This window comes from Shewanella sp. MMG014 (assembly GCF_018100775.1).
Taxonomy (GTDB): Bacteria; Pseudomonadota; Gammaproteobacteria; order Enterobacterales; family Shewanellaceae; genus Shewanella; species Shewanella japonica.
In genome coordinates, this window is sequence record NZ_JAGJDZ010000002.1 from 45,620 (window position 1) to 57,998 (window position 12,379).

The following is a 12,379-nucleotide window of genomic DNA, read 5'->3' on the forward strand; positions in this document are numbered from 1 at the left end:
TGAAAATGAAAAACGGCCTTGCGGCCGCTTAAAATGATAAAAACAACTATGCTAACTAAGTTAATACCAAACTTGTTCAATTGCATCTGCAATTACTGGCGCGAAATTACCAAGTATATTCGCGTGACCACCAGTGTACATAGCGAAGCTAGTATCTTCCTCTTCGGTTTCACCATCAGCTGTTAACACATAGGTCAATGAAGGGAACTCTACGATACTGATATCATCCATAATCTCAGCACCAGCCACTAATTTATATTCATCATTACTTAACTCAGTGTAGGCAATTTCTGATAGTTCAGAAGTTGAAATGGCGTCGATTGTTGTCATGTTAGCTAACGCAATTGGATTCTCTGAATCACTACTGAGCACTAAGTTCGCTACGTCATAACCTTCAGGCTCTGACCAAGTGTAGCTGTAACCATTATCTTGTTTGTAAGTACGGCTATTTTCAAAAAAGACTTTCGAAGCACTGTCATCTGTTTCAAGGTGAAAAACAACACGACTGACATTATACGATTTAGCATTACCATTACTGATAACGGCTTCTTCCATGGTGTATTCAACTTTTACTTCTCTCACGTTATTCGCATTAACGACATTTATACAATGAGTTTCTATTTTTTTAGTTGCAGTACATAGGCGATTAATAACAGCTTCACTTAAACCGAGTTGTGCAGCTTGGTCTTTAAAGCCAGAATCAATTTTGGCTTCTGGATCTGTAGGCGATGGATGAACTAACTCTTCTAAAATATCACAACCGGATAAACTTAACCCAATGATACAAATAGCCACTGCTTTATACATTTAAACGCCCCACCCTTACAAAATAAGAGTACACCGTAGGCTAAATAAAAATCTTAGTCAATGGAGATTATTGACTAATTATCAGGCCTTTGACCGTCGCAGCAAAACCATTAATCGGTAACTGTCAAAGTAAAACCAGATACAAACCTATTTTTAAAAAACATGACAATATTTTAAAATTGCTGTTCTCGTTTAACCTCGGTTAACAAATAAGACAACAAACAACTAAACTATTTTAATTGATTACATGTTGCTTTTTGAAGGGTTCAATCCTACATAACTGATTCTGCTAAGCCCTTTATTGTTTGTAACATACCGATATTCGAACTACAGCACTTTTGAAGCTGAATGACTAGGTATTTAAATGATGAAGAAAACAATAATAGCGCTAACAATGATGACGTTAAGTGCAGGTGCGCAAGCAGAATCTAATCAAGCATCAACCGATAAACTTAATTCTGCTATGGAACAACTTACCGTTGTCGATGAGCAAACGGATATTTTTATTACGGTAGATGAAGATGCAAGTTTTGAAAGCGTCACTTATCAGGGATTTATTACTGACATCTACAGTGAAATCTACGTAACTAGCCACGAGGCCAAAGAACACGGTTTAGAAAAAGTTAAAAAATTCTATATCTATAATGAAGTTGATATTGATGCATTGAGTCATAAAATAGCGGCAAGGATAGATGCTGACAAACCAACCGCTTTTTCTGTTGATTTGTATCGTGATTATCGTAATGACTCTGGTAAATTTACCTTCATAGCCCGTGTTATAGAGTATAAATAATCATTACGCTTGTTAATGATAAGTTTGAATAGGAATTTACTACAGAGCTGACACAAGGTGTTCAGCTCTTTTTAATAGCCTTTTGTCAGCTGTTACTGAAAACTATCCTTCAGATTTAGCCTGTTGTAATTGTTGGTTTTTTAACTTTATCAACTTTTGTATATTTCCCATCGACGCAATCATTAAATAACATGCTTGCAAGTACCCTTGCTTAGTTAACTCAGTCAATGCTGCGGGTGTTAAGTTGATTAACTCAGTCTCATTAATGACATATAAGCCATTAAACGTATGCTGTTGTCCATCAATGAATGTTACAGAGACTTCAACAGCCTCAATTAAGTCGAGTTCAATCAGTGTTGTAATAAACGCATCTGTTTTTATGATCCCTTGTGCCAATTGATACACTAGCTGATGCATGTCCTTTAAATAGGCACTGGCTGAACCATCATTCTCAAACAATCGCTTCGCATCGACATTAGAGCAAGGGATTTCAACAACGCGTTTCGCGTTCATATCGATAGTTAATGCGGTATTGTCGGTGTTTAGTGACTCGTTGTCAGCGCCACGTAATCGGGCAAGCATGAAAGGCTGTCGTTTCACATGCATAGGGATCGTAGTTGCATCCCAATTATCCTTAGTTAGAAACAGATTTTCACCTGGCTCAAACCCCAATAAAGCATGTAATCCAAATTGACCTGTTTGATTGTTTTTAAGTAAACAACAGGGGTATTCAATCACAAGCTTTCTTAATTCATCAGCAATAACTGGCACATAATGGACATTATCGCCAAATTGTTTGCCATATTGGGTTAGCACGGCGGTATTAAGATGTTGTTTAGGGTCGACTATTACATTATTCATTATGATCCCTCGGGTTTATTATATTTTTTGTAAACCATACTGATGAATTAAATTAAGCAGTGCCCGATTACTCGGTAATGTATTCATTAACTGCTGCGTTTTTTGCTTTGTTAGGTTGAATTGAGTTTGCGCTAAGTCTTGTTGTTTTTCATTAAGTGCCCAGGGAGCACTTTGTGTATTAAAGCCCATTCCATAAAGCACATATTGATAACTCGCTGCAGGGAAAACCTCTGTAGCATGAATAAAATCATTATCAGACGGCACTTGCGTCTGCCATAACGTTAATAGGGTCTGTAAACTGTCTGGAATTGACGCAGCCTTCCGGTTATCTATCCAAAAAGCACTGTCATTGCGCTGATTCAACATGTAATGCAATTTTAGAAAATCAATAATTCGTTCCCATCGATATAAAAATGTATCATTAAAACGTTGGGCAACAATTTCCATCGCTTCACGGTTAGCAGGTAATTGTTCTGCAATCATTGCCGCTGATATTTCTACTAATAGTAGTGCAGACGCCTCTAACGGTTCTAAAAAACCAGCAGATAAACCCACAGCGACACAGTTTTTATGCCAGAACTTTTCCCTATGACCAGGGTTGATTGGAATTTTTCGAAACGATAATGACTCAACGTCATCTACAGAGTCAGCTAAATACGTTTTTAACTCATTTAAAGCTTCTTGCTCGCTAATGTACTGACTAGCATAAACATGGCCAACCCCCCGTCTATTTGACAGACCAATATCCCAAATCCACCCACAAGACTGCGCAGTTGAAATGGTATGTGAAGCAATAGACGATTGCTCACTTTCATAAGGAACTTGAACAGCTATAGCAGAATCCACAAACAAAATGTCTTTGCAGCTTTTAAATGGCACATCAAAATGCTTGCCCAGTAATAATGAGTTAAAGCCTGTACAATCAATGAACAAATCGCCATGAATATCACCTTCGTCTTCAGTGGTTAACGAATCAATATAACCATAATCATCATTATTTATGGCAACCACATCTGTTACGAGGTGACGTACATCCAGTTTATTCACACAATGGTTTTTTAAAAATTCAGAAAACTTACCAGCATCCAAATGATAGGCATAATTAGCTTCAGCATCATATTCAGCCGTTGTTATGTATTTAGGAGCAAGGCCGGCTTCACACAGTGATTCCTGTGGACTCAAGGATGTAGAAAGTGAATCGCTATAATCGGTAGTAAACCACTGACGAATAGTGTTTTCAGCGTTATTCCCTTCTGGCAACATCAATGGATGATAATAATAGTCATCCTGTTTACCTGTCACCCATTTAGCAAACTTTGCCCCCTGTTTGAAAGATACATGACATTGTTTAATAAAGTCTGTTTCTCGGATCCCCATTTTTTTTAACGTCGTTCTCATTGTTGGCCACGTTCCCTCGCCGACCCCAATTGGTGCAACGTTGGCAGATTCAACCAAGGTAACAGAGTACTGACCAGCAAAGGTATTGTTAAGTTTAGCTGCTATGGTTCCAGCGGTTATCCAACCAGCACTACCACCACCAACAATGACAATATGTTGAATATTTTTAGACTGTTCATTGGCCGCATTCGCGGTGTTAACCGAGTCGATTGGATTAGGCATATTAACTCCAATTCTTGTTGTGAAAACTTTTAACTGTTATTTATAAATAAAAATGTGGTTACCATACATATGGCAACCACATTGGATTTTAGCGAACAATTTTAATCATCAGACCTAGAATACCAGCCCGAGTCAGCAAGATGTTGTCTTGATGATTTGGACTGATACCTTGCTTATATAAAATTGACATAAGCGTTGAGATACTGATTAAAACTTAGCACTGATGCCAACGGTATAACGTGGACCGTATTGTTCTGCAGCTAATAACTGCTCTTCAAAACGACCATAGCGTCTTACTGTTTCGTCAGTTAAGTTTAAGCCATCAAACGATACAGTGAATGTATCATTGATATCGTAGCTGAGACTTAAATCAAGTTGACCATACGCCTCAGTAAATGTTGGCTCATTACCTAAAGCGAGTAAGAACTCATCACGCCAGTTATAAGCGATACGCGCTTGGAAACTATCATTTTCATAAAATGCGACCAAGTTACCCGAGTCACTTAAACCTGTTAATGCAATGGTTTGATCAAAATTATAAGGGTCAAACGATTCATCACTGTTAACAATGGTGTAGTTAGCAACTGCGCCAAAACCACTATCCCAGAACATGTATTGAGCATTAAGCTCCCAACCGTCTACTTCACGATTTTGTAGGTTATCTGGTGTTGCCACTTCCCAAGTAATCACTGGATCGGTAGCCTGACCTAAACAGTTAGGGTTCGGCGTATCAGAGGCATCAGGACAACCCGCTCTTGGGTTAACACTTGGATCTGTTAACGCTTGACCGTTAACGTCATTGATCGATCTGTTTTCTGTGCCAGCACCGATGAAGTTTTCTACGTATTTTTTAAAGTAACCTGCAGAGGCAAAACTGCCATCATCAAAGTACCACTCCAACGACAAATCAAAGTTGTCAGAGGTAATTGGCAGCAAATTCGGGTTACCTTGTGAGGCATTAAATGGCCCACCAGGTCTTGCTGATACATTGGTCGCAGGGAACATTGCACTGATACCAGCACGAGATAAGGTTCGGCTATATGAGAAGCGTGTTACGAGTTCATCTGTGACTGACATATTAAAGTCAAAATTCGGCAAGATGCGAGTATAGCTACCGGTTAGCTCTTCAGCCGTAGGCGTATCATCATATACAGGTCGCAACTCCTGTGCATGGCGATAATTCATTGCAATGATGCCATTTTGTACTGAGTATGCTGTAACGTCAGTATCTTCGTAACGTACACCTACATTCATTTTGACAGGCATATCATTAAACTCAGTATCAAAATCAAATGATAAATATGCTGCTAACGTTTCTTCATTAACTCCGTTTGTTTTGATATTCGGTTCAGCAAATAAACCTTCTGCTTTGACAATATCGATAAATTGGTGAACATCATATTGAGAGATATATGGGAAAAGGTTATTCGCCCCAGGGAATTGATCAGCAGTGTCACCTAAAGGAATGAAACCTAAATCAAGGTCGTCAAGAGGAACATCGACAAAAGAAAACACCTCACTTAAGCGTGTATCAATCGTATAGTCCGTATTCATGATACCAAAGTTGATTTTGGTTAACGCACTGTCAGACGCTTCGTTTTCCCATGTACCAGAAAAACGATATTGCTTAATGTTGTTATCCATTGAATAACCACGCTTTTGATATAAATCAGAGACAATATTGTCTTTGTTATATGCGCCGCCTGGTAAATTAGAATCATCAACAATGACTTCTGGAATATCACCAATGAAGTTTGCACCAATTAATGCAACTGAACCCGAAGGGTTTTTAAGGTTCGCAAGGGTTTCAGCTGTTTGACCATCAGGATTTGATTTAGATGTTGAATCATGAACATCAAGTTCAAACTTTAATGTATCTGTTGCTTGCCATTCTATGTTTAGACCTAACGAATCATTTTCTTTTTCTTCATAATATTCCCAAGCCCAGAAGTTTAATTCATCGTCTTGATCTCGAGGGTTCCAAAGTGTGCCATTTGCATTTGCTGCCCCGCTTGGGTTATCAAACCAAAATGCTGAACGATTGGTATAACTGGTTTGCTCGAATCGAGAAATAGTGTAATCAACCGTCGCAATGACAGAATCAACAGGCTGAATTTGCAGCACAGCTTGTGCATTTTGGCGAGTACGCTCTGTATCTAGTAGTTCTGTTTTAGCTGTCCAAGGTGTCCAAATGGCTTGTTCTGGGTTTTTATTGGTATCAATTGCAGACAAATCAACATTATCTCTGCTGCGGTTTCTTACCCAGCCATCTGTACCCACTATATCAGTATGACTGTCACGCTCAGCATGAGAGGCAGATAATAAAAAGCCAACCTTGTCATCTGCAAAGGTTTGGCTAATCATGCCCGAAATTTCGGGCGTCACAGAATCACCAGTTTCAACACTAGTATCGTAAATACCTTTCGCACTCACAAATGCTTTAAAGCCGTCATAATCAAACGGTCTTGCAGTGGTAATATCTATTGTTGCCCCAATACCACCTGACGTGATGTCAGCTTTACCTGTCTTATAAACATTCACTCCAGAAACGCTTTCAGCTGCGATTTCACGGAAGTTAAAGCTACGAGACACCCCTTCTGATTGTAATGCTGACGAGTTTGGCATTTGACGACCATTTAGCGTCACCAAATTAAATTCTGGACCAAAACCACGAACCGTAACCTTGTTACCTTCGTTGTTTGCTCGGTCAATAGATACACCCGCTATCCGTTGTAAAGATTCTGCTAAGTTAGTATCGGGTAACTTACCTATATCTTCTGCACTAATGGCATCTACAACACCATCTGAATAACGTTTAGTTGACGCGGATTTGGTCAACGAGCTTCTGATCCCTTTGACCTGAATGACTTCAGTTTCTTGTGCTTGTGTGTCAGCGGCTAGGTCATCAGCCTGTACGCCTGTACTGGTAGCAATGATCATTGCTGCAGATAACGCGTTGAGTTTGAACTTACACTGTTTCATCTTAAAACCTTCTTATTATTTGGTTTAAAAGGTGTCTTGCTCACAAGAACAATGTAAATGACATTGCCAACGGCATAGCGAAGCCTGACCCTGTTAACAATCTAGCTACTTTTTAAACATTGTGTCAACTGTTTTTTGGAGTTAGTTAATTGTTGACAATTATCAATTACGTGCAATATGGTGTTCGTAAGTGGTGAATTTACACACAAAAAAGTGAGTTATTAATACAACGAATTATCTAATAAATTCTACTAAAATGAATTTTTTTAGATTTATATACAACTACTTACCAATTATTCGAGTTAAAAAGGCTCAAATGCCTGACAGTCAAGATAACAATTTTTTGCTTTTAAGTATTATTCTGATCAGAAAACTATCTTTAAGGTTTATTAGACTAATTGGTTACCTACTTTTTGCTGTGTTGAATCGTACTTTTTGATGACAAATAAACACTAAGGATGGAATATGTTTGCACAGAACGAAGAATACCTTATCGGTAATTCTTGGGAACAACTGAATACTATTAGCGCGACAATTAAGACTTATCTCTACCCTATGGCTTTTATTTTCATTACGGGATGTCAGCAAGTAACAGAAACGGGTTCATTTAAAAACACTGATAATGATGTTGCACATCTTCCTGCTCAGGCATCCTCCATCAAACAACTGGATAATGACTTAGGCATTATGAATAACAGAGACACTGACTTGGTCTCGGGCTTACCAGTTCCAATTACCTTAACCAAACCCAGATTCAGTAATGTCACCCAAGCGGTTAATTTACATACCACTGATGCTTGGAAATATGGCGGCCCCAGTATTGCAGATATCAATAATGATGGCTTTTACGACATGGTTTTGACTAACCATGATACGACACCCATAGCAATTTTCACATCAAGCCTCGCTGCAACACCTGCTCCGATGGCACATGTTCAATATGCCAAACAGCCTAGTCCTTTTGCAAAAGCTGACGCCCATGGTGTTGCATTAGGTGATTATGATAATGATGGTGACAATGACCTATTATTAGCTTTAGGGGGCGGTAATGGAACACAACCACAGCCGCAGCGACTGCTTCGTAACGATAACGGCTTGTTTGTTGACGTCACTGAGCAATCAGGGTTAAGTCAAATGGGGGCTAGAGGCCGTTCAGTACGTTGGGTTGATCTGGATTTAGACGGTGATTTAGATTTTTTACAAATTAACGCGGCGCAAATGATGGGAGAAACTATCCCCAGAAACATTATTTTTGAAAACATTGGCAATGGCCAGTTTATCTATAAATCGAGCCCTACTTTTGAACAAGTTGATGCTGAACGAGTCATGGTTACTGACATCAACAAAGATCATATCGCTGATTTAATCGCATTTTCACCCTATTCTCCTGTAACAGTCCTTTTAGGACAAATAGATTTTTCGTTTAAAGATGTCACCAGCCAATACTTAGGGAAAGATCCAGATACGACACATGTAACGGCAATTGCACAAGCTGATATCGATAATGACGGCGATATGGATTACTACTTATCCAGAGGTAAAGTTCATTATCAAATTGCCAATAATGCGGTGTCTTTTAACGAACAAAAACAACGATTAGATTTACGTGATGAAGGTAATAAAAGCCATGATGGATTAAGCTTTAAAGCAAGCAGTGATATCTTATTAACGGATTTTTATCATTTTCCCCGTGGCGCAGATAAAATCACTATTCCATTATTTTTAGGCGCAGATAAAACCCCATCAGAAAGACTCACAACAGGGTTTCCTGACAAGCAAATTAGCGTTTCTCCTCAGCAAGCGTTAGGGTTTCCTTCATCTGTATCTCAAAGTGGCTGGTACTTAGGTTATTTAGGTGATGATCAATGGCGATTAGAATGGTTATTAACTGATAATCTTGCTTGGGATTTACGAGCATCTATCATAGGTGTCGATAGTGTTGAACATGATTGGATACCACAAGATTTAGGCGTCAGCGATATTTTACTTAGAAACGATGGCGATCACTTTACTTACCTAAGCCACCTACTTCCTGCGCAGCACCATGACAACAATTGGGGCGTTATCACAGCTGATTTTAATAACGATAGCTACAATGATTTCTTTATTTATCGCTTTGGCGAGCTAACACAACGAGTCAATGATGTTATGTTGCTCAACACGCTTCATCTCAGTGAACTAGATAACACCCCAAACAGTAACCTCAGCGAAAACAATTTACCCACTCACCACAAGGCTCATATACAAGCTATAGACGATAATGCAACACCATCAAGGGGCTTTGTAGCGCATGAAAGTCACAACGCAACCATGGTAAATCGTCATGCTCATGGCGATATGGGGAGTGCATTTGATCACAATCAAGATGGTTATGTCGATATACTCAGTGGTGACGATGACAATGGCCGTTGGTACCTTTATCAAAACCGTTTAAATGATCAACTCCTTACTGACAATCACACCGAACAAACAACTCATTCTATTCATCATCAATATTTACTCATGCATGTTGGCTATTCAAAGTCTGGAATTGACCCGCATGCAGCTGAGGTAAGGATATTTACAAGCAACAAAGCCACGCCGCAGCGCTTCTCAAACAACAAAACCATGACAAGCGCAAATACAGTTCAGTTTAAATGGATCGGTTCTGACAGTGCGAGTCATTCACAAAGTTTGAAAAATATTGTGCATTTTGGTTTAGGTAACCAAGATCGTATTGATAAGATACAAGTGCGCTGGCGAGATGGTTCGGAGCAAACAATGAATAACGTTAACGCAAACCAATTAATTACAATGGGTAAAATGAAACGTTAATGTGAAAGTTTAGGTTCAGGTGCAGTTTGGTTTTATCAGTCCAGCTGCACACTCTATTTAAAAAATCTGTATGAATTATAAAAGCTATAAAATCAATTCTCTAAAGTCACTTATCACTTTGCTTGCCACCAATAAATTATTGTTAATATTAAATTCATGTTGTATCGCGATAACATCACACCCACTGGCTATTCCAGCACTAATACCGGCGAATGAATCTTCAAATATCACGGTATTGTTTGGCGACATTGATAATTTATTAAGGGCTAATAAATAAGCAGCAGGATCAGGTTTATGCTTGCTAACATCTTCTTTAGTAATAATAACTTCAAACATGGCAGTTAAATTGAGGGCTTGAAGAATATCATTGACCATCCACTTGGCGGCTGACGTCACTAGCCCACAAGTTCTACCTTGTAATTGTAGATAGGTTAAATATTGAAGTGCACCAGGAGTTAACTGCAACGCATGCAGTAGCAAAGCTTGATAGTGTTTTTTAAATATCTCATTGAATTCATTAATATCTGGAGAAATATTCGCTTTATCGAAGAAGAACTGAGTCACAATCCCCCAGTTTTGTCCCATCACTTCTTGATAATGATGATAATCAACTTTTGCACCGTATACAGCACAGGCCTTCGCTATAGCTTGACCTTTGAGTGGCTCAGAGTTGACTAAGGTGCCATCCATATCAAATAGAAATAGTTGATAATCTTTCACGTTTTCTCCAGCGGTGACTGCTTTTGATTACTTTACTACGATTAATCCCTTATACGCACGTTGATTTGGGGGTGATTAGGGTTGATTTTGGCGCTCACTGTTAGTTTGATTTGATATTCAATAACTATTTAATCAGTTATTTTATTAATTATACTGCTTACGGTCTTAGGTTGTGGGTAAACATGGCTAGATTTACGAAAACCAAGATAACAGGCTGTAACACCTTTACCTAGCCCAAAAAAAACCAACTGCTGGAGGGGATACAGTTGGCTTTGGTTAACACTATAATTTCTATTGAATCTCAATATTAGGACTCTGATTTAGAAGATATTAGGCTTCGTTAAAATATACCGTCTTTTTCTCTACATATTGCTCAAGACCATATTTACCATCTTCACCGCCGACACCACTCATTTTCCAGCCATTGTGAAAACCCTGGTGCTGCTCACCCAAACCACGGTTTACATACACTTCACCTACTTCCATTTCTGCAATGGATTGATGAATATAATCAAGGTTTTTGGTGTACAAGTAAGCTGATAATCCATACTCACTATCGTTAGTATAAGTAATAGCATCTTCAATGCTGTGAATTTTAATGATAGGAAGTACTGGTCCAAAGGTTTCTTCATGGACTAAAATGTTGTCTTGCTCTACATCCACTAACACAGTTGGCTCATACCAATTACCACCTTCAAAACCTGCAACTGATGCGACTTGGCCACCTGTCACCAGTTTCGCCCCTTGTTCAATACTCTTCTCTACCAATGTATGAATATTTTTGATTTCACTCTGGTTAACTTTTGGGCCCATATCTGAATTTGAATCCATAGGATCACCAACTTTCAGCGCATTCACCTTTGGTACAAACTTTTCAATAAATGTATCGTACACATCCGCATGCACATATAAACGTTCAGCACACGTGCACACTTGACCACAATTAGCAAAGCGAGCAATCAGCGCATCATCTACCGCTTTATCTAAATCAGCATCTTCCATCACAATAAAGGGCGCTTTACCGCCGAGTTCTAACATCACTGGCGTTAAGTGCTTACCACTGGCTTGATAGATAATTTGACCTGCTCGAGTACTGCCAGTCATTGTAATTAACTCTGTAATTGGGCTTTCACATAAATGCTGACCAACAATGGAACCACTCCCATTTATAATATTCAGCACGCCAGCAGGGATCCCTGCTTCGTTAGCAATACGGCCAAGTTCCATCGTAGCCAGTGGTGTTTCTTGTGTAGGCTTAACAACAATGGCATTACCAGTAATTAATGCAGGACCGATTTTACGACCTGCTAATGCTAATGGAAAATTCCACGCTGTAATTGCGACCACAACCCCTTTGGGAACTTTATGAATATAAATTTTTTCGTTTTCATTATCTGACGGTAAAATATCACCTTGTAGCGTCAAAGCATTATCGCAAGCATATTCAACGAATGTGGCTGTTGCTTCAACTTCCATGCGCGCAACATCAATTAATTTGCCTTGCTCTTTTACAAGCAACTCCGCTAACGCTTCGGCACTTTGACGAATACCACTGGCAAATTTTCTTAGGATGGTTGCCCGGGCTCTTGGCGTTTTCTTAGCCCAGCCTTTTTGTGCTTGCTGGGCAATTTCTAATGCATCTTGTGCATCATCAACGCAGCCTTTGGGAATCACACCAACAAGCTCACCCGTACTCGGTGAAAACACTGAAATAGTGCCATCCGCTTTTGATGGCACATACTCACCGTTAATAAAGTTTACCTTATTTCTAATTTCCATTGG

At 39.1% G+C, this 12,379-nt stretch carries 8 protein-coding genes; 2 read left to right on the forward strand and 6 right to left on the reverse strand.

The window, feature by feature from the left end; genetic code table 11:
• Positions 1–60: 60 nt before the first annotated feature.
• Positions 61–807: a hypothetical protein gene (locus tag J8L86_RS03215; protein ID WP_211028681.1), complete on the reverse strand. Its 747-nt coding sequence runs from the start codon at positions 805–807 to the stop codon at positions 61–63.
• Positions 808–1,171: 364 nt separating this feature from the next.
• Here J8L86_RS03215 and J8L86_RS03220 point away from each other — a divergent pair, with 364 nt between their 5' ends.
• The gene (locus tag J8L86_RS03220) at positions 1,172–1,600 is read left to right on the forward strand and encodes a hypothetical protein (RefSeq protein WP_055024533.1); all 429 of its coding nucleotides are present in this window, start codon (positions 1,172–1,174) and stop codon (positions 1,598–1,600) included.
• 102 nt (positions 1,601–1,702) lie between these two features.
• Here J8L86_RS03220 and J8L86_RS03225 read toward each other — a convergent pair whose 3' ends face one another.
• From J8L86_RS03225 to J8L86_RS03235, 3 genes are all read right to left on the reverse strand, one after another.
• Complete coding sequence (locus J8L86_RS03225; RefSeq protein WP_211028683.1) at positions 1,703–2,461, reverse strand: SapC family protein; 759 nt, start codon at positions 2,459–2,461, stop codon at positions 1,703–1,705.
• Positions 2,462–2,479: 18 nt separating this feature from the next.
• The gene (locus J8L86_RS03230; protein ID WP_211028684.1) at positions 2,480–4,081 is read right to left on the reverse strand and encodes a tryptophan halogenase family protein; all 1,602 of its coding nucleotides are present in this window, start codon (positions 4,079–4,081) and stop codon (positions 2,480–2,482) included.
• A gap of 207 nt (positions 4,082–4,288) precedes the next feature.
• Positions 4,289–7,063: a TonB-dependent receptor gene (locus tag J8L86_RS03235; protein WP_055024536.1), complete on the reverse strand. Its 2,775-nt coding sequence runs from the start codon at positions 7,061–7,063 to the stop codon at positions 4,289–4,291.
• 465 nt (positions 7,064–7,528) lie between these two features.
• On the opposite strand from J8L86_RS03235, the gene J8L86_RS03240 reads away from it, so the two are divergent.
• A complete protein-coding gene (locus J8L86_RS03240) occupies positions 7,529–9,877 on the forward strand; it encodes a CRTAC1 family protein (protein WP_211028685.1) in 2,349 nt (782 codons plus the stop codon).
• 84 nt (positions 9,878–9,961) lie between these two features.
• Here the strand turns inward: J8L86_RS03240 and J8L86_RS03245 are convergent, their stop codons facing one another.
• Positions 9,962–10,597: an HAD family phosphatase gene (locus J8L86_RS03245; protein WP_211028686.1), complete on the reverse strand. Its 636-nt coding sequence runs from the start codon at positions 10,595–10,597 to the stop codon at positions 9,962–9,964.
• Between the two features lie 330 nt (positions 10,598–10,927).
• On the reverse strand, positions 10,928–12,376 hold the full coding sequence (gene aldA, locus J8L86_RS03250) for an aldehyde dehydrogenase (RefSeq protein ID WP_211028687.1): 1,449 nt from the start codon (positions 12,374–12,376) through the stop codon (positions 10,928–10,930).
• Positions 12,377–12,379: the final 3 nt, after the last annotated feature.